This window comes from Streptomyces sp. NPDC000151, assembly GCF_040301705.1.
In the GTDB taxonomy this organism is placed as follows: Bacteria; Actinomycetota; Actinomycetes; order Streptomycetales; family Streptomycetaceae; genus Streptomyces.
Genome location: NZ_JBEPFC010000008.1, coordinates 56327 through 78897, shown reverse-complemented (window position 1 = coordinate 78897; position 22571 = coordinate 56327). Strand labels below are relative to the sequence as shown.

Sequence of the window (22571 nt, the reverse complement as noted above, 5' to 3'; positions counted from 1 at the left end):
CTACCGGCGGCACACAAGAGATTGACGCGCGTAGCGGACCGTCTCCGATACGCAGTTCCTCCCTCGTTTCCCCACGCTTCCGGAGGCCACCATGCCGTCCCGCCGAACGCTCCGCAGACCGCTCACGCTCGCCTCGGCAGCCGCCGCGGCCCTCGCCGCCGGCCTGCTCGCCGTCCCGCAGTCCGCCGCGGCGGCCGACGCCAGGATCCACGACATCCAGGGCGGTACCCGAATATCCCCGCTGGCCGGGAAGCAGGTCGCCGGGGTGCCGGGCGTCGTCACCGCCGTACGGGCCTTCGGGTCCGCGCGCGGCTTCTGGTTCCAGGACCCGCAGCCGGACCGCGACCCGGCCACCAGCGAGGCCGTCTTCGTCTTCACCGGGAAGCAGACCCCCGAGGTCGCCGTGGGGGACGCGGTGGAGGTGACCGGCACGGTCAGCGAGTACTACCCCGGCGGCAAGGACGCCGGGCTGCAGTCCGTCACCGAGATCACTGGCGCGAAATGGACGGTGAGCTCGGCGAAGAATCGTCTCCCCGCGGCGTTCACGCTGACCCCCGGGTCCGTGCCGAATCGATACGCCCCGGACAACGGCGGCAAGGACATCGAGCCGCTGAAGCTGCGCCCCCGCAGCTACGCGCTGGACCGCTACGAGTCGCTGGAGGGCATGCGGGTCGCGGTCTCCGACGCGCCGGTCGTCGGCCCCACGAACACCCACAACGAGCTGTGGGTGACCGCCGAGTCCGGCCACAACCGCACCGCACGCGGCGGCACGCTGTATGGCTCGTACGCCGATCCGAACCCCGGCCGGATCAAGATCACCTCGCTGATCCCGTTCGCCGAGCGGCCCTTCCCGGTCGCCGACGTCGGCGACGCGCTGACCGGCACCACCGCCGGGCCGCTGGACTACGACAACTTCGGCGGCTACACGATCGAGGCGAGCGACCTGGGCACGCTCGCCGACCACGGGCCGGCCCGCGAGACCACCCGCAAGCAGTCGGCGGACGAGCTCTCGGTGGCCACCTACAACGTGGAGAACCTCTCGCCCAAGACCGCGCAGGCCAAGTTCGACCGGCTGGCCGAGGCGCTGGTGAAGAACCTCGCCTCGCCCGACGTCGTCGCCCTGGAGGAGGTGCAGGACGACAACGGGCCCACGAACGACTCGGTGGTGACCGCGGGCGCCACGCTCAAGAAGCTCACCGACGCCATCAAGAAGGCGGGCGGCCCCGCCTACGAGTGGCGGCAGATCGACCCGGCCGACGACCAGGACGGCGGCCAGCCCGGCGGCAACATCCGCGTCGCCTTCCTCTACAACCCCGAGCGGGTCTCCTTCACGGACACGCCCGGCGGCGACGCGACGACGCCGGTGAAGGTCGAGAAGAAGGACGGCCGCCCGGCGCTCTCCGCCTCCCCCGGCCGCATCGACCCGGCCAACGCGGCCTGGAAGGACAGCCGCAAGCCGCTCGCCGCCCAGTTCTCCTTCCAGGGCAAGCCGGTCTTCGTGGTCGCCAACCACTTCAACTCCAAGGGCGGCGACCAGGGCCTGGACAGCCGCTTCCAGCCGCCGGCCCGCACCTCCGAGGCCCAGCGCACCGCCCAGGCCGAGGCCGTGCACGGCTTCGTGTCGGACGTGCTCGCCGTCGACCGGAAGGCCGCCGTGATCGTCGCGGGCGACCTGAACGACTACCAGTTCTCCCCGGCGCTGAAGAAGCTCACCGCGGGCGGCGTCCTCACCGACCAGGTGAACCGGCTCCCGAAGGCCGAGCGCTACGGCTACGTCTACAACGGCAACTCCCAGGCGCTGGACCACGTGCTGACCAGCCCGGCGCTGTCCCGCGCCGACTACGACATCGTGCACCTCAACGCCGAGTTCGCCGACCAGGCCAGCGACCACGACCCGCAGGTGCTGCGCGTCAGGCCGTGAATCCGGGGTGCGGCGCGGGGGCCTCTCCCGCGCCGCCCTCGGGCCCCTGCTCCCGTATCGGCTCCCCCACCAGGTCGCGTGCCAGCAGCGTCGCGCCCGCCACCGCGCCCGGCATCAGGACCACGGCGACGAACGGCACGAGGAAGAGCAGCACGAGCGGGGTGCCGAAGCCGACGGCGAGCGCCTTGCGGCCGCGCAGCAGCCGCAGCCGCTCGCGCACCGGTATCCCGCGGCGCTGCAGGGCCACCGAGCTCAGCTCCAGGGTGAGGAAGAAGCCGGAGACGCAGAAGCCGATGGCCGGGATCACGGTCTGGCCGATGACCGGCACGAATCCCAGCAGGAAGAAGAGCAGCCCGAAGCCGGCCGCGCGCAGCAGGACGTACACGCTGTCCTTGAGCGCGATCCATATCTCCCGCCACAGCGAGAGGCCGGGCCCCTCCGGGCAGTCCCCCTCGGACTCCTCCACCTTCTCCGACAGCGACTCGTAGAACGGGTCGCCGACCAGCAGCGTGACGGCGGTGAAGGTCAGCACGGACAGCAGCAGGCCGCCCGCGACCAGCAGCGCGACGAACAGCCCGCGCAGCAGCCCCTGCCAGGGCGAGCCCCAGCCGTCGGCGAACGGCGTCGCCCAGGCCGCGAGGTCGTCCGCCCAGAAGAAGAAGCCGGTCAGCGCGACCGCGTACAGCACGAGCGTGAGCAGCGCGGGCAGCAGCCCGAACCCCCACCACCGGCCGTGCCGCGCGACCCAGCGCTGCCCCTTGCCCCAGTACCCCAGCCCCGCCACAAGATCACGCATACGGCAAGACTAGCGGGGACCACTGACAGCGCCGACGGCCCGTGCGATCCGGAGGTTCCGGATCGCACGGGCCGTCGGCCGGCGCACCGTACGCGTCAGTTGTGGTGCAGCACGTCGTTCAGGCCGCCCCACTCCGCGTTGTTCGGGCGGGCCTCCACCACGCCGGTGGTGGAGTTGCGGCGGAAGAGGATGTTGTCGGCGCCGGACAGCTCGGCGGCCTTGACGATCTGGCCGTCGGGCATGGTCACGCGGGTACCGGCGGTGATGTACAGGCCCGCCTCGACCACGCACTCGTCGCCCAGCGCGATGCCCACACCGGCCTCCGCGCCGACCAGGCTGCGCTCGCCGATGCGGATGCGCTCCTTGCCGCCGCCGGAGAGGGTGCCCATGGTGGAGGCGCCGCCGCCGATGTCGGAGCCGTTGCCGACCACGACGCCCTGGCTGATCCGGCCCTCGACCATGGAGGTGCCGAGCGTGCCGGCGTTGAAGTTGACGAAGCCCTCGTGCATGACGGTGGTGCCGGCCGCGAGGTGCGCGCCGAGGCGGACCCGGTCGGCGTCGGCGATGCGGACGCCCGCCGGGGCGACGTAGTCCGTCATCCGGGGGAACTTGTCGACGCCGTACACGGCGAGGTGCAGGCCCTCGGCGCGGGCGTTCAGCCGCACGGTCTCCAGCTGGTCGACGGCCACGGGGCCGAGCGAGGTCCAGGCGACGTTGGCCATCAGACCGAAGATGCCGTCCAGGCTCTGGACGTTCGGCTGCACCAGACGGTGGCTGAGCAGGTGGAGGCGCAGGTAGACGTCGTGCGTGTCCAGCGGCTTGTCGTCCAGGGAGGAGATGACCGTGCGCACGGCCACGATCTCCACGCCGCGGCGGGCGTCGGGGCCGAGCGCCTTGGGCGCGGCCTCGCCGAGCAGTTCGGCGGCGCGCTCGGCGGTCAGCCGCTCGGTACCGGCCGGGCCGGGCTCGGCGACGAGCTCGGGCGCCGGGAACCAGGTGTCCAGGACGGTGCCGTCGGCGGCGACGGTGGCGAGTCCGGCGGCGACGGCGCCGGTCGTACGGGAGGTAGCTTCGGTCATGCGGAAAACCTAACCGGCGGGCCCCCGGCCTGGCGAACCGGTCTCAGCGGTCAGACGTACGACCGCCCGGTACGGGCTCCTCGCCGACCACCCGCGCCACCTCGGCCCGTACCTCCGCGCGGTCGAACGGCCGGTCGGTGAGCAGCAGCTGCAGCAGCATCCCGTCGATCAGCGCGCCGAGCGTCCGCGCGGTGCCGGGGTCGGTGTACCGGCCGAGCACCTCCAGCGTGCCGTCCAGCCACTCGGCGGCCACCTCCTGGAGGGCTGGCCGCCGCAGCGCCGCGAGGTAGAGCTCGTACTCCATCCGCACCCTCCCGCGCCGGCTGTCGTCCATGTACGCCCGGAGCAGGTCCGCGATCCGGTCCGCGAGCGGCGCGTCCCGCTCCAGGTACTCCGTCCAGCTCTCCACCGCGGTCCCCGGCTCGCCGCAGACCTGCCGCAGCGCGGCCACCAGCAGGTCGTCCAGCGAGGCGAAGTGGTACGTCGTCGAGCCCAGCGGCACGTCCGCCGCCGCGGCGACCACGCGGTGGCTGAGCGCCCCGATGCCGCGCTCCTCGGCCACCCGGATCGCCGCGTCGATGATCCGCTGCCGCCGCTCGGGGTCGTACCGCCGCGGCATCAGTGCGCCCCGCCCAGATTCAGGACGACCACGCCGACGATGATCAGTACGATCCCGATCAGCCGCGCCGCGTTCGCCGCCTCCCCGAGGAACAGCATCCCGATCGCCGCGATCACGGCGGTCCCGGCCCCCGACCAGATGGCGTACGTGGTCCCCACGCTCATCGTCTTCAGCGTCTGCGCGAGCAGCACGAAGGCGATCAGGTACCCCGCCGCGGTGCCGAGCGAGGGCCACAGCTTCGTGAACCCGTCGCTGTACTTCATCGCCGTCGTGGCCAGCACCTCCACAAGGATTGCCGCGCCAAGCGTCACATAGGCCATACGTACGAGCGTACACAACGATGCGTACGGGCGTACACAACATGGTGCGCCGCACTGTCCGGCGCGGTCACTCCCATACCTGGACCAGGACCACCACCACCTGCGCGTCCTCGGCCATGGGCCGCACGAGGGCGATCCGGCCCCGGCGGGTGACCATGGCGACCCAGCGCTCCAAGGGCCGTACGGGCACGAGACAGAGAGCGGCCGGGAAGGCGGCCGCCAGCGCCTTCCTGACCACGGCCGCCTGCGGAGCCACGACGCCCGGCCCCAGGTCCACACAACGGCCGGTCGCGACCCTGATGCCGCTCGGGTACATGCGCAGGTCGTCGTCGACGGCGGTCGCCGACGGGGGTACCGAATCCAGGGAGAAGCCGCCTTCGCCACCCCTGTCGCTCTTGCGCAGCCGAATCTCGCCCCGCCAGCGCACATGTGGCGAGCGGCCGGCCGATATGCCCAGCATTCCTTCGGCCCTCCTGCTCTTCCTTGTTGCTTCAGCCGCGGAACGCGACACCGCAGTTCGCCGCCAGGTCGCCCGCGACCGAGCGCGCGAGGTCGCGGAACTCGGCGAGCAGGGAGGCTTCTTCCTCGTCCCCGTCCCGCTCGGCCCGGTTCCGCGCGCTCTCCAGCACGCCGGCACTGGCGGCGTAGCGCGAGCTCGCCGTGAGCAGCAGGCCCTCGGCCGCGTCCAGCCCCGCCAAGGTGAACAGCCCCCTCGCCGCGCTGCTGGACCAGGCGGCGGACGGCGCGTCGGCGGCGCTCAGCAGCCGTTCCAAGTACCTGCGGGCCACGGCCGGATCATTGCGCCGCACGGCGTCCAGGCCCTTCCGGTACGTCTTCTCTTCCCATCCGACCCGCTTGCCGCGAGCCGCCGCTCCTCGCCATGGATGCCACATGCCCAACCCCCTTCGCCCGGTCCGCCGTCCCGGAGCCGGTCCGGCCGGATCCCTACGTTCTGAGCGTGCGGCATATGGAGGCGGGGCGTCGATTACCGACCCCCCTCTACTCTTAAGCGGACGTTCCGCTTACCAGGGATCGACGGGCGGCCAGGGCAGGTCGCGCAGCGTTTCGCGGGTGACACCCAGGTGCTTGTAGATCTCCGTGAGGTGCTTGCTGACGGTGTGCGCGGTGATGTTCAGGCGGGTGGCAATGGCCCTGTTGGTCAGCCCGGCGGCGGCCAGGGCGCCCACCTCGACCTGCCGCTCGGTCAGCCCTTCCAGCCCGGGGCCGACCGGTGTCCGCTCCCGTCCGCCCGCCAGCCGCCGTGCGGCCAGCGCCCGTTCGGCGAGCCCCTCGGCGCCGACCTGGCACGCCACCGACCGTGCGGTGCGCAGCACCTCCCGGGCCTCGGTCGTCCGCCCTGTCCTGCGCAGCGCGTCCCCGTATTCGGTCAGGGCCCTGGCATAGGCGTACGCGTCGTCCGTGGACCGCAGCAGTTCGACGGCCTCCGCCAGCAGCGGCAGCCCGTCCGCGCCTCCTGCCACGATTCCGGCCGCGATCAGCGCCGTTCCGGTGGCCGTCGGGACACCGAACTCACGGGCGCGCTCCACCGCCTGCCAGGCATGTGCGCGGGCCGCCTCCCGGTCGCGTCCCCTCAGGGCCAGCGCGAGCAGCGGCTGCCACGGGCACCCCGCGGGGTTCTCCGCGTGCCGGGCGGTCTGCCGCTCGCGCACCGCGGTCAGCAGCGCCTCGGCCTCGGCGGTGCGGCCCTGCGCGATCCGCAGCTCCGCCAGCACGCAGCGCGGGGCGGGGAGTACGACCGCCGAGGGGAACGGCTCGGTGAACCGCTCGCGGGCGCTCAGCTCCGCCGCTTCCGCCGTTTTGCCGCGGGCCAGCAGCACGCTGATCGCGGTGCTCAGGGCGTACCACCGCGCATGTGTCATCGGGCGCAGCCCCGCGGCGATGTCCAGCGCGTGCTCGCTCTCGCTCTGGGCGGCGGCCAGCCGGCCGGTGTGCAGCAGGACCAGGGCGCGCGAGCTGCGGGCGAGGGCGAGGTGGCCGCCGGACCAGTTCCGGCCGCGCAGTTCGGCGATGCCGGCGTCGAGCATCTCCTCCGCGCGGCGGGTGCGGCCGCAGTACAGGTACACCAGCGCCGCCAGCACACCGCAGTCGAAGTCGCCGTCGTCACCGGTCCACACCAGGCCCACAGCCGTTCCCAGCCGTACGGCGCGCAGCGCGGTGGCGACCGGTTCGCCCCGCAGCGTGGCGTACCAGGCGCGGAGGATCAGCAGCCGGCGCGTCTCGGGCGTGCTGGTGGTGATCCGGTCGCACAGCCGGCGCAGCAGCCGGTGGCGGGGGCCGGCGTCCCCTTCCTCCTCCCAGAACGCGCTCCACAGGAAGCACTCGGCCATCAGCCGCTGCCGGCTGCTGCTGGGCCGTCCGGTCCTGCGGTACTCCTTCTCCAGCAGGCCGACGGCCTCGGCGAGCCGGTTCTCGTGGGCGAGCGCCTTGGCCAGCAGCCGGACGGCGGCTTCGTGCGGTCCGGTGTCGCCGAGCGCGGCCCGGAGGTGGACGGCCGACTGCTGTGGATCGATGGGGTAGGTGGCGACGCCGCGCTCGTAGTGGAGGTCGGCGAGGAGGCCGGACGGCGGGGGTTCGTCCTGGGCGCGGGCCAGCAGCCGGTCGGCGTCCTCGGGAGCGCCCGCGGCCAGGCTCCGGGCGGCGGCGGCGCGCAGCTGCTCGACGGCCCAGGGATCGCCGTCCGGCGGAGCGGCCATGACGTGCACGGCGGCCACCTCGGGGCCGTGTCCGGCATCGGTGAGCAGGCGGGCGGCCCGGGCGTGCAGCCCACCGCGCTCGCCACTGGGAATCGCGTCGTAGACGGCCTTGGCGTAGAGCGGGTGGTCGAACTGCACCCGCTCGGGGTCCAGGACCATGGCGTCGCGCAGCCGGTCCAGGCTCTGGGCGGCCCTGGCCGGGGGGAGCCCTGCCAGGCGTCCGGCCGTGCTGAGGGTGGCGTTCGGGCCCAGTACCGCCACTGCCTGCGCCATCCGGAGGTGCGCCGGGCCGAGCCGGCCGAGCCGCGGCAGCAGCCCCTGCCCGATCCCGGTCATCGCGTACTGGTCGATCAGGCCGGCGGCGCTCGCGGTGGGCCGCACTCCCTCCGCCGCCGCCCTGCGCAGGGTGTCGACGACGCTGAGCGGCACGCCCCCCGTGGCCCGGTACAGCGCGCTGCTGAACGCGGCGTCGGGCTCTTCGCCCAACAGCGTGCCGGCCAGCGCGCGGACGGCGGGGAACGCGAGCGGACGCAGTTCCCTGTGCACGGTGCCCGGCAGGGTGGCCAGTTCCCCGAGCGAGCGCTCGGTGGGCGAGGGTTCCTCGGGGCTGCACGCCAGGACGGCGAGTACCGGCGCCGTCGGCTGCTGTCTGAGGAGCCGGTGCAGCCAGTCGACGGAATTCCGGTCGGCCCAGTGCGCGTCGTCCAGCAGCAGGACGAGCGGGCCGCGCAGATACGCCACGCGGCTGCTGAGGGCGTCGAGCGCGTCGAAGGCGTCCGCGCGTTCCAGGGCGGGCAGGATGCTGTTCACGCCGCGGTCGACCAGCCGGCCCTGCGTCTCCAGCCCCAGCACGCTGCGTTCCAGCGGCTGGAGCAGCAGGGGGCGCGCCTCGGCGAGGAACCACTGCCGTGCCATGAGGTAGGCCCGGCCGGCGTGCGGGAAGCCGCACGCATCGAGGTGGGTGAGGCCCAGTTCCCGGGCCTCCTGCCGGACCATCTCCAGCAGGGTGCTCTTGCCGAGCCCCAGCCTGCCGGCGAAGAGCAGCGGTCCGTGCCGCGCGCTGGGAGCGGCCGCGAAGGCCGTGAGGGTGTCGTGAATCGTCCGTTGCTCGGCCCGGCGGTCCAGTAGCAGGGTCTGGGCAGTGGCACCGCTCCGGCCGACGTCGTCAGCCGTCATCGTCGCGCCGTCCTCGTCCCCGGAAAAGCCGATGGGGCACTACTCAGCGTAGTACCCCATCGGTTGGTTGTGTGCGGCTCGGCGGCCGGGAAACGTCAGACGTTGAACCCCAGCGCCCGCAGCTGCTCACGGCCGTCGTCGGTGATCTTGTCCGGGCCCCACGGGGGCATCCAGACCCAGTTGATCCGCAGTTCGTTGACGATGCCGTCCGTGGCGGACTTCGCCTGGTCCTCGATGACGTCGGTCAGCGGGCAGGCCGCCGAGGTGAGCGTCATGTCGATGGTGGCGATGTTGGCGTCGTCGATGTGGATGCCGTAGATCAGGCCGAGGTTGACGACGTCGATGCCCAGCTCGGGGTCGACGACGTCGTACAGGGCCTCGCGGACCTCTTCTTCGGAGGCCGGCTTGAGGGCCGCGGCGGGCGCCTCAACGGTCTCCGCGGCGCTTGCGTTCTCGGTCATGCGGTCTTCGCCTCCTCGGAGAGGGCTTTGGCGGTCGCGTCCTTCCACGCCATCCAGCTCAGGAGGGCGCACTTGACGCGGGCGGGGTACTTCGAGACGCCGGCGAACGCGACGGCGTCCTCCAGCACCTCCTCCATGGCGTCGTCGGGCTCGATCTGGCCCTTGGACTGCATCAGCTCCAGGAAGGTCTCCTGGATCCGCTGCGCCTCGCCGAGCTCCTTGCCGACCAGGAGTTCATTGAGGACGGACGCGCTGGCCTGGCTGATGGAGCAGCCCTGGCCCTCGTACGACACGTCTTCAATGGTCGCGCCGTCCAGGCGGACGCGCAGGGTGATCTCGTCGCCACAGGTCGGGTTGACGTGGTGCACCTCGGCGTCGCCGTCCCGCAAGCCCCGGCCGTGCGGGTGCTTGTAGTGGTCCAGGATGACGTCCTGGTACATGGAATCCAGCTTCACGGGTCAGTCAGTCCTCGTCCTCATCCGAAGAAATTACGGACGTGCTCCAGGCCGGCGACCAGTGCGTCGACCTCGGCCGGGGTGGAGTACAGATAGAACGACGCTCGTGTCGTCGCAGGAATTCCGTACCGCAGGCAGACCGGGCGGGCGCAGTGGTGGCCGACGCGGACCGCGATGCCCTCCTCGTCGAGCACCTGCCCCACGTCGTGCGGGTGGATGTCGCCGAGCGTGAAGGAGATCGCGGCGCCGCGGTCCTCGGCCGTGGTGGGGCCGATGATCCGCAGGTCGGGGACCTCCAGCAGCCGCTTGACGGCGTACTCGGTGAGCGCGTGCTCGTGCTCGGCGATCCGCTCCATGCCGATGGAGTTGAGGTAGTCCACCGCCGCGCCGAGGCCGACGGCCTGGGCGATCGGGGGCGTACCGGCCTCGAACTTGTGCGGCGCCGGGGCGTAGGTGGAGGAGCTCATCGAGACGGTCTCGATCATCTCGCCGCCACCGAGGAACGGCGGCAGGTCCTCCAGCAGCTCCTGGCGGCCCCACAGGACGCCGATGCCGGTCGGGCCGCACATCTTGTGGCCCGTGAAGGCCACGAAGTCGGCCTGCAGCGCCTGGACGTCCAGCGGCATGTGCGGCGCGGCCTGCGAGGCGTCGAAGACGACGAGCGCGCCGACGTCCTGCGCCTTGCGGACGATCGCCTCGACCGGGTTGACCGTGCCCATCAGGTTGGAGACCAGGGTCAGGGAGACGACCTTGGTCTTCTCCGTGATGAGCTCGTCGATGTTGGAGAGGTCGAGCCGGCCGTCCTCGGTCAGCCCGAACCACTTCAGCTTCGCGCCCGTGCGCTGCGAGAGCAGCTGCCACGGCACGATGTTGGAGTGGTGCTCCATCTCCGTGATGACGATGTCGGTCTCGTGGTCCACGCGGTAGGGCTCGTCGGCCCAGCCCAGCATGTTCGCGACGAGGTTGAGCGACTCCGAGGCGTTCTTGGTGAAGATCACCTCGTCCCGGCTCGGTGCGTTGATGAACTCGGCGACCTTGTCGCGAGCACCTTCGTACAGCGCCGTGGCCTCCTCGGCGAGCACGTGCACGCCTCGGTGGACATTGGCGTTGTAGCGTTCGTAGTACTCGCTCAGCACGTCGATGACCTGGCTGGGCGTCTGCGAGGTCGCGGCGCTGTCCAGGTAGACGAGCTTCTTCCCCTCGTGGACCTCGCGGCCCAGAATCGGGAAGTCCTTACGGATCGCCTCTGTGTCGAGGAGGCCCGGCAGCTGTGTCACGCGGTAGCGCCACCCTTCACGTATGCCTCGTAGCCCTCGGCCTCCAGCTTGTCCGCCAGCTCCGGGCCGCCGGACTCGGCGATCCGGCCGTTGGCGAAGACGTGGACGTGGTCGGGCTTGATGTAGCGGAGAATCCGCGTGTAGTGGGTGATCAGCAGGGTGCCGACCTCACCGGACTCGCGGACGCGGTTGACGCCCTCGGAGACGATGCGCAGCGCGTCGACGTCCAGGCCGGAGTCGGTCTCGTCGAGGATCGCGATCTTCGGCTTGAGCAGCTCCAGCTGGAGGATCTCGTGGCGCTTCTTCTCACCGCCGGAGAAGCCCTCGTTGACGTTGCGCTCGGCGAACGCCGGGTCCATGTTGAGGCGCTGCATGGCCTCCTTGACCTCCTTGACCCACAGCCGCAGCTTGGGGGCCTCGCCGCGGATGGCGGTGGCGGAGGTGCGCAGGAAGTTGGAGACGGAGACGCCGGGGACCTCGACCGGGTACTGCATGGCGAGGAAGACGCCGGCGCGGGCGCGCTCGTCGACGGACATCTCCAGGACGTCCTCGCCGTCGAGGGTGACGGTGCCGCCGGTGATCGTGTACTTGGGGTGACCCGCGAGGGAGTACGCGAGGGTGGACTTGCCGGAGCCGTTGGGGCCCATGATGGCGTGCGTCTCGCCCTGCTTCACGGTCAGGTCGACGCCCTTCAGGATCTCGCGCGGGCCGTTCTCGGCCTCGACGGAGACGTGCAGGTCGTGAATCTCAAGCGTTGCCATGGGGAACTCAGGACTCCTGGGTGACGGAGACGAGCACGTCGTCCCCTTCGATCTTTACGGGGTATACGGGGACGGGCTGCGTCGCGGGAAGGCCGGACGGCTTGCCGGTGCGGAGGTCGAAGCTGGAGCCGTGCAGCCAGCACTCGATGGAGCAGTCCTCCACCTCGCCCTCCGAGAGGGAGACGTTCGCGTGCGAGCAGATGTCGTTGATCGCGAACACCTCGCCCTCGGTGCGGACGACCGAGACCGGGGTGCCGTCGAGCTCGACCCGCTTGGGGGTGTCCTCTTCGAGCTCGCTCAGCCCACAGGCTCGTACGAAGGCGGCGGTCATGCTACGGACGCCTCCAGCTCGGCATCGATCTTGGCGAGGAGGCGCTCCTCGACGTCCGGCAGGCCGATCTGCTGGACCAGCTCGGCGAAGAAGCCGCGGACCACCAGGCGACGGGCCTCGTCGGCGGGGATGCCGCGGGCCATCAGGTAGAACAGCTGCTCGTCGTCGAAGCGGCCGGTCGCCGAGGCGTGGCCGGCGCCGACGATCTCGCCGGTCTCGATCTCCAGGTTCGGCACCGAGTCCACCCGCGCGCCGTCGGTGAGGACGAGGTTGCGGTTGAGCTCGTAGGTGTCCGTGCCGGTGGCGGCGGCGCGGATGAGGACGTCGCCGATCCAGACGGCGTGCGCGTCCTGGCCCTGGAGGGCGCCCTTGTAGACGACGTTGGAGCGGCAGTTGGCCGCCTCGTGGTCGACGAAGAGGCGGTGCTCCTGGTGCTGACCGTTGTCGGTGAAGTACAGGCCGTAGAACTCGGCCTCACCGCCGGGGCCCGCGTACGTCACGAGGGGGTTCAGCCGGACCAGGTCGCCGCCGAAGGTGACGACCACGGACTTGAAGGACGCGTCCCGGCCGACCAGGGCGTTGTGCTGACCCGCGTGGACCGCGCTGTCGTCCCAGTCCTGGACGGAGACGACGGTCAGCTTGGCGCCGTCGCCGAGGAGGTAGTCGACGTTGGCGGCGAGCGTGGCGTCACCGGTGTGGTCGATGACGACGACGGCCTCGGCGAAGGCACCCAGCTCGATGACCTGGTGGCCGTAGGCGACCCCGCCCTCGCCGCGGACGGCGATGCGGATGGGCTCGCTGAGCACGGTCTCCTTGGGCACGGAGACCACGGAGGCCTTCTCGAAGGAGCTGTACGCCTGCGCGGCGACCCGGTCGATGGGCTTGCCGGCCTTGCCGACCCGCGCGTCGTCGCGGCCCGCGGTCTCGACCGTCACGCCCTCCGGCGCGTCGATCTCGACCGTGACGCCGCCGGTGGCGGTGGCGGTGCCGTCGTGGAGGCCCTTCAGGCGCTCCAGCGGCGTGAAGCGCCACTCCTCCTCGCGGCCGTGCGGCACGGGGAAGTCCGCCACGTCGTAGGACGGCGGGGCGCTCATCCGGGTGGCGACGGTGGACTCCGCGGCCACCGCGATCGAGCCGGCGGTGGCGGAGCCCGCCGGGAAGTTCTGAGCCTCAGCCATGGCTGTCGTAGTGCTCACTTTCTGGGTCAAGAATTGTGCTGCGGACGGAAGGGGCCGGGCGCTCCCGGCCCCCGGGACGGTCGGTCAGCCGACCGAACCCTCCATCTGCAGCTCGATCAGCCGGTTGAGCTCCAGCGCGTACTCCATGGGCAGCTCACGGGCGATCGGCTCGACGAAGCCGCGCACGATCATCGCCATGGCCTCGTCCTCGGAGAGGCCGCGCGCCATCAGGTAGAAGAGCTGGTCGTCGCTGACCTTGGAGACGGTCGCCTCGTGGCCCATGGACACGTCGTCCTCGCGGACGTCCACGTAGGGGTAGGTGTCCGAGCGGGAGATGGTGTCCACCAGCAGGGCGTCGCACAGCACGTTGGACTTGGAGCCCGCCGCGCCCTCGCCGATCTCGACCAGGCCGCGGTAGGAGGTCCGGCCGCCGCCTCGCGCCACCGACTTGGAGACGATGTTGGAGGAGGTGTTCGGCGCCATGTGGACCATCTTGGAACCGGCGTCCTGGTGCTGGCCCTCGCCCGCGAAGGCGATGGACAGGGTCTCGCCCTTGGCGTGCTCGCCCATCAGGTAGACGGCCGGGTACTTCATCGTCACCTTGGAGCCGAGGTTGCCGTCGACCCACTCCATGGTCGCGCCCTCGTAGGCCACGGCACGCTTGGTGACCAGGTTGTAGACGTTGTTCGACCAGTTCTGGATCGTCGTGTAGCGGCAGCGGCCGCCCTTCTTCACGATGATCTCCACGACGGCCGAGTGCAGCGAGTCCGACTTGTAGATCGGCGCCGTGCAGCCCTCGACGTAGTGGACGTAGGCGTCCTCGTCGACGATGATCAGCGTCCGCTCGAACTGGCCCATGTTCTCGGTGTTGATCCGGAAGTAGGCCTGCAGCGGGATGTCGACGTGCACGCCCGGGGGCACGTAGATGAACGAGCCGCCGGACCACACCGCGGTGTTCAGCGAGGCGAACTTGTTGTCGCCCGCCGGGATCACCGTGCCGAAGTACTCCTTGAAGAGCTCCGGGTGCTCCTTGAGCGCGGTGTCGGTGTCCAGGAACAGGACGCCCTGCTCCTCCAGGTCCTCACGGATCTGGTGGTAGACGACCTCGGACTCGTACTGCGCGGCGACACCGGCGACCAGGCGCTGCTTCTCCGCCTCCGGGATGCCGAGCTTGTCGTAGGTGTTCTTGATGTCCTCCGGCAGCTCCTCCCAGCTGGCAGCCTGCTGCTCGGTGGAGCGGACGAAGTACTTGATGTTGTCGAAGTCGATGCCGGAGAGGTCCGAGCCCCAGTTCGGCATGGGCTTCTTGCCGAAGAGCTTCAGGCCCTTCAGGCGGAGCTTGAGCATCCACTCCGGCTCGTTCTTCTTCGCCGAGATGTCGCGGACGACCTCCTCGGAGAGGCCGCGCTTGGCGGCAGCGCCGGCGACGTCGGAGTCGGCCCAGCCGTATTCGTAGTTGCCCAGACCCTCGAGCTCGGGGTGAGCAGTCTCCGTGGGGAGCGTCATGCGGGGTTCCTCCCGGCCGTGCTTGCAGATGCTGTGGTGGTCTTTGTGGTGCGGTGGTCGGCCTTGCCGGTGGCCTTCGCAGCCCCGGGAGGGCCCTGGGCCTTGGGGGTGCCCTGGGCGGTCGCCTTGGGTACGAAGGTCGTGCAGACACCGTCGCCGTGGGCGATGGTGGCAAGTCGCTGCACGTGGGTCCCGAGCAGGCGCGAGAAGACCTCGGTCTCCGCCTCGCACAGCTGAGGGAACTGCTCGGCCACATGGGCGACCGGGCAGTGGTGCTGGCAGAGCTGTTCACCTTGCTGCAGGTGGGGGGCGCTGCGCGCCGTAGCAGCGTACCCGTCGGCCGTCAATGCCTTCGCCAGGGCCTGCGTGCGCTCCTCGGGGGACGCGGCCTCGATCGCCGAGCGGTACTCCGCCGCCTGGGCCTCCAGCCGGGCGCGGGCGAACTCCGCGACCGCGGCCTCGCCGCGCTCGCCGCCGCCCGCGGCCTGCGCGATCCAGCGCAGGGCGTCGGAGGCCAGGCTGTCGTACGCCTGGTCGAAGGCGTCCCGCCCGCAGTCGGTCAGCGCGAACGCCTTGGCGGGGCGGCCCCGGGAGCGCGTGCCGTACACCCGCTTCTCGCGGGGCTCGACGACACCCTCGGCCGCGAGGGCGTCGAGGTGGCGGCGGACGGCGGCCTGGGTCAGCTCCAGCCGGAGCGCCAGCTCGGCGGCGGTGGAGGGGCCGTGGTCCAGGATGGAGCGCGCCACGCGGTTCCGCGTGCCGTGCGCCTCGTCCTGGGCGGTGACCTGCGCAGAGGCGGAGGTCACCGGCCCGGCGGCCGAAGTGGCCGCGGGGTCCTGTCGATCCTCGCTCGCGTATTTCACAACGACATTGTTGCGTAATTCTTCAGACCAGGACAACCCTCGCCGGGAAGCGGGCGTGGTGGCCTCTATCACTTAGGGGAACCTAAGTGCAAGGTCGTCGCGCGCCGGGTACGCGCCGGGTACACGGGAGCCCCCGTGGGAGCCGAGGGGTGCCCCTTCGTAGACTGCCGGTCATGCGCAGCACCTCCCCGGGGGACGTTCCCCGGACCCCCGGGCGCGAGCCCGCCGTCGAGGTCACGGGCCTGGTCAAGCGGTACGGGACCAAGACGGCCGTGGACGGGCTCGACCTCACTGTCGCCCGCGGCACCGTCACCGCCGTCCTCGGCCCGAACGGCGCCGGCAAGACCACCACCGTCGAGACCTGCGAGGGCTACCGCCGCGCCGACGCGGGCACCGTCCGCGTCCTCGGCCTGGACCCCGTCGCCGACGCCGCCGCGCTGCGCCCCCGTATCGGCGTGATGCTGCAGTCCGGCGGCGTGTACGCGGGCGCCCGCGCCGAGGAGATGCTGCGGCACACCGCGTCCCTGCACGCCCACCCGGTCGACGTGGACGTCCTGATCGAGCGGCTGGGCCTGGGCTCCTGCGGCCGGACGACCTACCGGCGGCTCTCCGGCGGCCAGCAGCAGCGCCTGGCGCTCGCCATGGCCGTCGTCGGCCGCCCCGAGCTGGTCTTCCTGGACGAGCCGACCGCGGGCCTGGACCCGCAGGCCCGCCGCGCCACCTGGGACCTCGTGCGCGAGCTGCGCACGGACGGCGTCGGTGTGGTGCTGACCACGCACTTCATGGACGAGGCCGAGCAGCTCGCCGACGACGTCGCGATCATCGACGGGGGCCGGGTCATCGCCCAGGGGAGCCCCGAGTCGCTGTGCAAGGGGGGCGCGGAGAACACCCTGCGCTTCACCGGGCGGCCGGGCCTGGACCTCGCCTCGCTCCTGAAGGCACTGCCGGCCGACTGCGCGGCGGCCGAGCTGACGCCCGGCGCGTACCGGGTCAGCGGCACGATCGACCCGCAGCTGCTGGCCACCGTCACCTCCTGGTGCGCCCAGAACGGCGTCATGCCCGACCGCATAGCGGTCGAGCGGCACACCCTGGAGGACGTATTTCTTGAGCTGACCGGCAAGGAGCTGCGCGCGTGAAGCAGGGCCACACATTCTTCGGCCGGGGGTCCGGGGGTTGTCCCCCGGGAGGGCACAGCCTGGAGCTCACGGGTAAGGAGCTGCGCGCATGAGTACGACCACGGGTGTGTTCACCCCGAAGCCGGGCGCGGCGCCGCTGCCCCGGATGATCCGCGCGCAGGCCCTCCTCGAAACGAAGATGCTGCTGCGCAATGGTGAGCAGCTGCTGCTGACCGTCGTCATCCCGACGCTGCTGCTGGTGCTGTTCTCCGCCGTCGACATCGTCGCTGTGCCCACTGATACAGCGGGGGGCTCCGGCAAGGCCGTGGACTTCCTGGCCCCCGGCATCCTCGCGCTCGCCGTGATGTCCACCGCCTTCACCGGGCAGGCCATCGCCACCGGGTTCGAGCGGCGGTACGGAGTGCTCAAGCGGCTCGGCGCCTCGCCGCTCCCCCGCTGGGCGCTGATGGCCGCCAAGACCTGCTCCGTGCTGGTCACGGAGGTCCTGCAGATCGTCCTGCTGACCGTGGTCGCCTTCGCGCTCGGCTGGTCCCCGCACGGCAACCCCGTATGGGTCGTGCTGCTGCTGATCCTCGGTACCGCGGCCTTCTCCGGGCTCGGCCTCCTCATGGCCGGCACGCTCAAGGCCGAGGCCACGCTCGCCGCGGCCAATCTGGTCTTCCTGCTCCTGCTGGTCGGCGGCGGCGTCATCGTCCCGCTGGAGAAGTTCCCCGGCGCCCTGCAGTCCGTACTGCAGCTGCTGCCGATCTCGGCGCTCTCGGACGGGCTGCGCGACGTCCTCCAGCACGGCGCGGGCCTCCCCTGGGCGGACCTCGGCATCCTCGCCGTCTGGACGGTGGTCGGACTGGGCGCGGCGGCGCGGTTCTTCCGCTGGGAGTGAGCGGGCCTCGACTCCCCCCCGGACCCCTCGTGAAAATCCGCACAAGCCTCCGCATAGCATGACCCCGTGCCGAATTCGCTGAATCCCCTGGAGCAGATCGCCCGTCGCTGGCAGCCGTCGGCCGCCTTCGTGCGACGTGCCGCGCTCGCCACGGTCGTCATGGCCATCATCATCGTCGTGACCGGCGGCGCGGTCCGGCTCACCCAGTCGGGCCTGGGCTGCTCCACGTGGCCCCAGTGCACCCCCGGCAGCCTCACGCCGACCCACGAGATGGGCATCAACGCCCTCATCGAGTTCGGCAACCGCCTGCTCACCTACGTGCTGTGCGCGGTCGTCGGCCTCTTCATCATCGCCGCCCGCGCCCGGCACCCCCGGCGCCGCTCGCTCACCCGGCTCGGCTGGGCGCAGTTCTGGGTGGTCATGGGCAACGCCGTGGTCGGCGGCATCACCGTGCTGACCGGCCTGAACCCGTACATCGTCAGCGCGCACTTCCTGGTGTCCTCGGCGCTGCTCACGGTGGCGGTGATCTCCTGGCGGCGGGCCTCCGAGGGGGACGACGCGCCGCGCGACCTGGTCGCCCGGCCGGTCCGCCAGCTGTCCTGGCTGCTGGTGCTGGCCACCGCCGCGCTGACCGTGATCGGCACGGTCGTCACGGGTGCGGGCCCGCACGCCGGCGACGCGCGCAAGGTGCACCGCATCCCGCTGGACTGGCAGGAGATCACCCAGCTGCACGTGGACTTCGTGTACATCGTGATCGGCCTGAGCGTCGCCCTGTGGTTCACGCTGCGTGCCGTGAAGGCCCCGGCCGCGCCCCGCCGCGCGGTGCTGGAGCTCTTCGGCTGCCTCGCCTTCCAGGGCGTCATCGGCTACGTGCAGTACTTCACCCACCTGCCGGAGCTGGTCGTGGGCATCCACATGCTCGGCTCGACGCTGGTGTGGATCTGCGTGCTGCGGGTCTTCCTCTCGCTGCGCGAGCGCGGCCCGCTGGCGGCCGTTCCGGCCCCGGCCGGGGACCAGGAGCCCGTCGGTGCCGCCAAGGCCGCCACGGCGGCCTGAGACGCCTTCCAGCGCCCTTCGCAAAAGCCCGCCGGCCACGCGCCCAGGAACGGGGCCCCCGGGCGGTAGCACAAGAGGCGGGCCCCCCCGGCAGGCGAGGGACGGTCCGCCCACCTGGAGGCCGGCCATCCGCGACCATTCGTAGCGGCCGGTGCGCACCTTGGCGGCCAGCTCGCCGTCGAAGTCGTCGTGCAGGGTGATGCCCGCCTTCTCGGCGCCCTTCTTGGCGGCTTCGTACGAGCGGGCGACGAGGTTGCCCCACTCACCGTTGGCGCCGACCAGGGCGACCCGCGTCCGCCCCCGGCCTATGTGGGCCAGCTGGCCCTCGGCGCTGCCGCCGTGGCTCCTGGCGAAAGCCTGCATCTCCCGGGCGAGCTTGGCGGCCTGCTTCTCGGAGCGCTTGTCCAGCCGCTCGTCCGCCTGCGTGGTCTCTGACATGGCCGCATGCTACCGATCAGTAAACGCGCCACGAAAGAAGGCCGCCGTGACTTCCCGTATGGGATCGGTCACGACGGCCTCAGGGGCGCGGCGCGTGTCAGCGCAGGAAGGGATCGACCGCGACGGCCACGAAGAGCAGCGACACGTAGGTGATCGACCAGTGGAAGAGCCGCATCTCCTTGAGCTTGGCGCCGGTGATCTCGGCCTTGGCGCGGGTCTGCAGGGCGTGCGCCTCCTTCAGCCAGAAGGCACCGCACAGGACGGCCACGACCGTGTAGAACCAACCCGTGTAGCCCAGCGGCTGCAGCAGCAGCGACACGCCGACCATCACCCAGCTGTAGAGCACGATCTGCTTGGCCACGGCCTTGTTGCCCGCGATGACCGGCAGCATCGGCACGCCGGCCCGCTCGTAGTCGTCCTTGACCTTCATCGACAGCGGCCAGTAGTGCGGCGGCGTCCAGAAGAAGATCACCAGGAAGAGGATGACCGCGGCCCAGGAGACGTTGTTCGCGACCGAGGACCAGCCGATGAGGACCGGCAGGCAGCCGGCGATGCCGCCCCAGACGATGTTCTGGGCCGTGCGCCGCTTGAGCCACATGGTGTAGACGAGCACGTAGAACAGCAGTGCGCCCAACGACAGCGCCGCCGACAGGGGGTTGACGAGGAACCAGAACCACGCCGTGGAGCCGACGGCGAGCGCGGTGGCGAACACCAGGCACTCGCGCGGCGAGACCATTCCGGTGACCAGCGGCCGCTGCGACGTGCGGTCCATCATGGCGTCGATGTCGCGGTCGATGTACATGTTGAAGGCGGCGGCGCCGCCCGCCGACATGTAACCGCCGAGGCAGGTGGCGAGCACCAGCCACAGGTCCGGGACTCCGCCGGCCGCCAGGAACATCACCGGCACGGTCGTCATCAGCAGCAGCTCGATGACGCGCGGCTTGGTCAGCGCCACGAATGCCATGACCCGGGCCCCGAACGGCCGGTTCACGGGACCCGGGCTTTCCGGGCTCCGAGAGAGCGCCCCCGCAGGACGGGATTCGACGGCCGTCACGCACACCCCTGGAAGTAACTTCTGCGGCTGACGCCGCGGAGATAAAGGCCAGCAAGCACATTCGGGCCGTGAAGGCCCGGTGAAGACTTGCGCGTACCACGCCACTCTAGACGTTGGGGATAGCGCGATCTTCGCGGGGGTGGGTTCGTGTTGGCGCGGCACCGGCCGGAAGGAATCACACCCGAGTGCCCGGACACGCGGACGTTCAGCGGGCGAAAGGGGGCACCGGACGGCAGTCTGAACCCAGCGCCGACACCCGGTGTCTCCTGGGCGTTCACCTGCTCATTCGGGCGCTCGTTCGGGGTCCTGAAAACTCATGTGTTGCAGGTGACGGCAAGCGGGGTTCCGGCGGAAAAATGCGGCTCCCGCGAAGGTAGGCTCGACAACGTCCGAGGGCATTTCCGACCCCCGGCATTCGACATGTGGAGAGGAGCCCTGACCCAGGGTGAGCACCAAGCCGACCACCACAGGTCTTGAGTGGACCGATCTGGACCAGCGGGCCGTCGATACCGTCCGCGTTCTGGCCATGGATTCCGTGCAGAAGGTCGGTAACGGCCACCCGGGCACGGCCATGAGCCTCGCTCCTGCCGCGTACACCCTTTTCCAGAAGGTCATGCGGCACGACCCAGCCGATGCGGACTGGACCGGTCGTGACCGGTTCGTGCTGTCCGCCGGCCACTCGTCCCTGACCCTCTACATCCAGCTCTACCTGGCCGGTTTCGGCCTGGAGCTGGAGGACTTGATGGCCTTCCGCACCTGGGGTTCCAAGACCCCGGGGCACCCGGAGTACGGCCACACCGTGGGTGTCGAGACCACCACCGGCCCGCTGGGCCAGGGCGTGGCCAATGCAGTGGGCATGGCGATGGCCGCCCGGTACGAGCGCGGCCTGTTCGACCCGGACGCCGCCCCCGGCACCTCGCCGTTCGACCATCACATCTACGCCATCGCCGGTGACGGCTGCCTGCAGGAGGGCATCTCCGCCGAGGCGTCGTCCATGGCCGGGCACCAGAAGCTCGGCAACCTGATCATGCTGTGGGACGACAACCACATCTCGATCGAGGGCGACACCGAGACCGCCATCTCCGAGGACACCGTCAAGCGGTACGAGGCGTACGGCTGGCACGTCCAGCGCGTGGCGCCCAAGGAGAACGGCGACCTCGACCCCGAGGCGCTGTACGCGGCGATCCAGGCGGCCAAGGCCGAGACCGAGCGCCCGTCCTTCATCGCGATGCGTTCGATCATCGCCTGGCCGGCCCCCACCGCCCAGAACACCGAGGCCGCGCACGGCTCGGCGCTCGGCGGCGAGGAGGTCGCGGCCACCAAGCGCGTCCTCGGCTTCGACCCCGAGAAGGACTTCGAGGTCGCCGACGACGTCCTGTCGCACACCCGTGCGCTGCAGGACCGCGCCCGTGACGCCAAGGCCGCGTGGGAGAAGTCCTTCGGCGAGTGGCGGACCGCCAACCCCGAGCACGCGGAGCGGTTCGAGCGCATCCGCGCCGGCGAGCTGCCGGCCGGCTGGGAGGAGCAGCTGCCCTGCTTCGAGACCGGCAAGGCGGTGGCCACCCGTGCCGCTTCCGGCAAGGTCCTGCAGGCGCTGGGCGGCGTGATCCCCGAGCTGTGGGGCGGCTCCGCCGACCTCGCCGGCTCGAACAACACCACCATCGACAAGAACTCCTCGTTCCTGCCGGTGGGCAACCCGCTGCCCGAGGCCGACCCCTACGGCCGCACGATCCACTACGGCATCCGCGAGCACTCCATGGCCGCGGAGATGAACGGCATCGCGCTGCACGGCAACACCCGCATCTACGGCGGCACCTTCCTGGTGTTCTCCGACTACATGCGCAACGCCGTACGCCTCTCGGCGCTGATGCACCTGCCGGTCACCTACGTGTGGACGCACGACTCGATCGGTCTCGGCGAGGACGGCCCGACCCACCAGCCGGTGGAACACCTCGCCTCCCTGCGCGCCATCCCCGGCCTCAACGTCGTCCGCCCCGCGGACGCCAACGAGACCGCCCTGGTCTGGGCCCAGATCCAGAAGCGCTGGACCAAGGAGTTCGGCAAGGGCGCCCCGCACGGCCTGGCGCTGACCCGCCAGGGCGTACCGACCTACGAGCCCAACGCCGAGGGCGTCGCCAAGGGCGGGTACGTCCTGTTCGACGCCGAGGGCGGCGAGCCGCAGGCCGTGCTGATCGCCACCGGCTCCGAGGTGCACCTCGCGGTCGAGGCGCGTGAGCAGCTGCAGGCCGCGGGCGTCCCGACGCGCGTCGTCTCGATGCCGTGCGTGGAGTGGTTCGAGGAGCAGGACCAGGCGTACAAGGACAGCGTCCTGCCGCCGGCCGTCAAGGCCCGCGTGGCCGTCGAGGCGGGCATCGGCCTGACCTGGCACAAGTACGTGGGCGACGCCGGCCGCATCGTGTCGCTGGAGCACTTCGGCGCCTCCGCCGACGGCAAGGTCCTCTTCCGCGAGTTCGGCTTCACGCCGGAGAACGTGGCTGCCGCCGCGCGGGAATCGATCGACGCCGCCGCGCGCTGACGTCCATAGACGAC

Annotated in this window: 21 protein-coding genes and 1 pseudogene; 5 read left to right on the top strand and 17 right to left on the bottom strand. The window is 71.1% G+C overall.

The genetic code is table 11. The annotated features are described in order from the left end of the window. Positions 1-91 precede the first annotated feature (91 nt). Positions 92-1921, top strand: a complete 1830-nt coding sequence (locus tag ABT381_RS04780) for a DUF8508 domain-containing protein (protein ID WP_351587681.1) — start codon at positions 92-94, stop codon at positions 1919-1921. Here the strand turns inward: ABT381_RS04780 and ABT381_RS04775 are convergent. The 15 genes from ABT381_RS04775 to ABT381_RS04705 all read right to left on the bottom strand — a co-directional run bounded on the left by ABT381_RS04775 (position 1911) and on the right by ABT381_RS04705 (position 15457). After that, positions 1911-2717: an EI24 domain-containing protein gene (locus ABT381_RS04775; protein WP_351587678.1), complete on the bottom strand. Its 807-nt coding sequence runs from the start codon at positions 2715-2717 to the stop codon at positions 1911-1913. The two genes, ABT381_RS04780 and ABT381_RS04775, sit on opposite strands and share 11 nt — an antisense overlap. Before the next feature lie 95 nt (positions 2718-2812). Then, entirely contained in the window at positions 2813-3796 is a 984-nt protein-coding gene (dapD, locus tag ABT381_RS04770) for a 2,3,4,5-tetrahydropyridine-2,6-dicarboxylate N-succinyltransferase (RefSeq protein WP_351587676.1), read from the bottom strand. A 43-nt stretch (positions 3797-3839) separates the two neighbouring features. Then, a complete protein-coding gene (locus ABT381_RS04765) occupies positions 3840-4415 on the bottom strand; it encodes a TetR/AcrR family transcriptional regulator (protein WP_351587673.1) in 576 nt (191 codons plus the stop codon). After that, positions 4415-4735, bottom strand: a complete 321-nt coding sequence (locus ABT381_RS04760; protein ID WP_351587670.1) for a DMT family transporter — start codon at positions 4733-4735, stop codon at positions 4415-4417. Before ABT381_RS04760 ends, ABT381_RS04765 begins: the two co-directional genes overlap by 1 nt. Positions 4736-4802: 67 nt before the next feature. Continuing rightward, entirely contained in the window at positions 4803-5195 is a 393-nt protein-coding gene (locus ABT381_RS04755) for a hypothetical protein (RefSeq protein WP_351587667.1), read from the bottom strand. A gap of 31 nt (positions 5196-5226) precedes the next feature. Further along, a complete protein-coding gene (locus tag ABT381_RS04750) occupies positions 5227-5628 on the bottom strand; it encodes a hypothetical protein (protein WP_351587664.1) in 402 nt (133 codons plus the stop codon). A 129-nt stretch (positions 5629-5757) separates the two neighbouring features. Beyond that, a complete protein-coding gene (locus ABT381_RS04745; RefSeq protein ID WP_351587662.1) occupies positions 5758-8625 on the bottom strand; it encodes an ATP-binding protein in 2868 nt (955 codons plus the stop codon). Between the two features lie 95 nt (positions 8626-8720). After that, positions 8721-9086, bottom strand: coding sequence for a metal-sulfur cluster assembly factor (locus ABT381_RS04740; RefSeq protein ID WP_351587659.1), 366 nt, complete (start codon positions 9084-9086; stop codon positions 8721-8723). After that, on the bottom strand, positions 9083-9541 hold the full coding sequence (gene sufU, locus ABT381_RS04735; RefSeq protein ID WP_031065219.1) for a Fe-S cluster assembly sulfur transfer protein SufU: 459 nt from the start codon (positions 9539-9541) through the stop codon (positions 9083-9085). Before sufU ends, ABT381_RS04740 begins: the two co-directional genes overlap by 4 nt. A 20-nt stretch (positions 9542-9561) precedes the next feature. Beyond that, positions 9562-10818 (bottom strand): cysteine desulfurase, encoded by a 1257-nt coding sequence (locus tag ABT381_RS04730; RefSeq protein WP_351587656.1) that lies wholly within the window; start codon positions 10816-10818, stop codon positions 9562-9564. Beyond that, positions 10815-11579 carry a Fe-S cluster assembly ATPase SufC gene (gene sufC / locus ABT381_RS04725; RefSeq protein ID WP_351587653.1) on the bottom strand — a complete coding sequence of 255 codons (765 nt, stop codon included), beginning with the start codon at positions 11577-11579 and terminating at the stop codon, positions 10815-10817. Before sufC ends, ABT381_RS04730 begins: the two co-directional genes overlap by 4 nt. A 7-nt stretch (positions 11580-11586) precedes the next feature. After that, positions 11587-11910 carry a bifunctional 3-phenylpropionate/cinnamic acid dioxygenase ferredoxin subunit gene (locus ABT381_RS04720; protein WP_351587650.1) on the bottom strand — a complete coding sequence of 108 codons (324 nt, stop codon included), beginning with the start codon at positions 11908-11910 and terminating at the stop codon, positions 11587-11589. Continuing rightward, entirely contained in the window at positions 11907-13088 is a 1182-nt protein-coding gene (gene sufD, locus ABT381_RS04715; protein WP_351587647.1) for a Fe-S cluster assembly protein SufD, read from the bottom strand. Before sufD ends, ABT381_RS04720 begins: the two co-directional genes overlap by 4 nt. A gap of 84 nt (positions 13089-13172) precedes the next feature. Then, entirely contained in the window at positions 13173-14594 is a 1422-nt protein-coding gene (gene sufB, locus ABT381_RS04710; RefSeq protein WP_351587645.1) for a Fe-S cluster assembly protein SufB, read from the bottom strand. Next, entirely contained in the window at positions 14591-15457 is an 867-nt protein-coding gene (locus tag ABT381_RS04705) for a helix-turn-helix transcriptional regulator (RefSeq protein ID WP_351587643.1), read from the bottom strand. Before ABT381_RS04705 ends, sufB begins: the two co-directional genes overlap by 4 nt. Positions 15458-15630: 173 nt before the next feature. Between ABT381_RS04705 and ABT381_RS04700 the strand changes: the two genes are divergently transcribed. The 3 genes from ABT381_RS04700 (at position 15631) to ABT381_RS04690 (ending at position 18529) form a co-directional block, all read left to right on the top strand. Beyond that, on the top strand, positions 15631-16593 hold the full coding sequence (locus tag ABT381_RS04700; RefSeq protein WP_351587641.1) for an ABC transporter ATP-binding protein: 963 nt from the start codon (positions 15631-15633) through the stop codon (positions 16591-16593). Positions 16594-16681: 88 nt separating this feature from the next. After that, the gene (locus tag ABT381_RS04695; protein WP_351587638.1) at positions 16682-17473 is read left to right on the top strand and encodes an ABC transporter permease; all 792 of its coding nucleotides are present in this window, start codon (positions 16682-16684) and stop codon (positions 17471-17473) included. A gap of 66 nt (positions 17474-17539) precedes the next feature. Then, positions 17540-18529: a COX15/CtaA family protein gene (locus tag ABT381_RS04690; RefSeq protein ID WP_351587636.1), complete on the top strand. Its 990-nt coding sequence runs from the start codon at positions 17540-17542 to the stop codon at positions 18527-18529. 99 nt (positions 18530-18628) lie between these two features. On the opposite strand, the pseudogene ABT381_RS04685 reads toward ABT381_RS04690, so the two are convergent. Both ABT381_RS04685 and ABT381_RS04680 read right to left on the bottom strand, forming a co-directional pair. Next, positions 18629-18967: pseudogene (locus tag ABT381_RS04685) on the bottom strand (hypothetical protein); the annotation flags it as partial. A gap of 97 nt (positions 18968-19064) precedes the next feature. Beyond that, entirely contained in the window at positions 19065-20027 is a 963-nt protein-coding gene (locus ABT381_RS04680) for a heme o synthase (RefSeq protein WP_467754772.1), read from the bottom strand. 439 nt (positions 20028-20466) lie between these two features. Between ABT381_RS04680 and tkt the strand changes: the two genes are divergently transcribed. Continuing rightward, complete coding sequence (gene tkt / locus ABT381_RS04675; protein WP_351587631.1) at positions 20467-22557, top strand: transketolase; 2091 nt, start codon at positions 20467-20469, stop codon at positions 22555-22557. Positions 22558-22571: the final 14 nt, after the last annotated feature.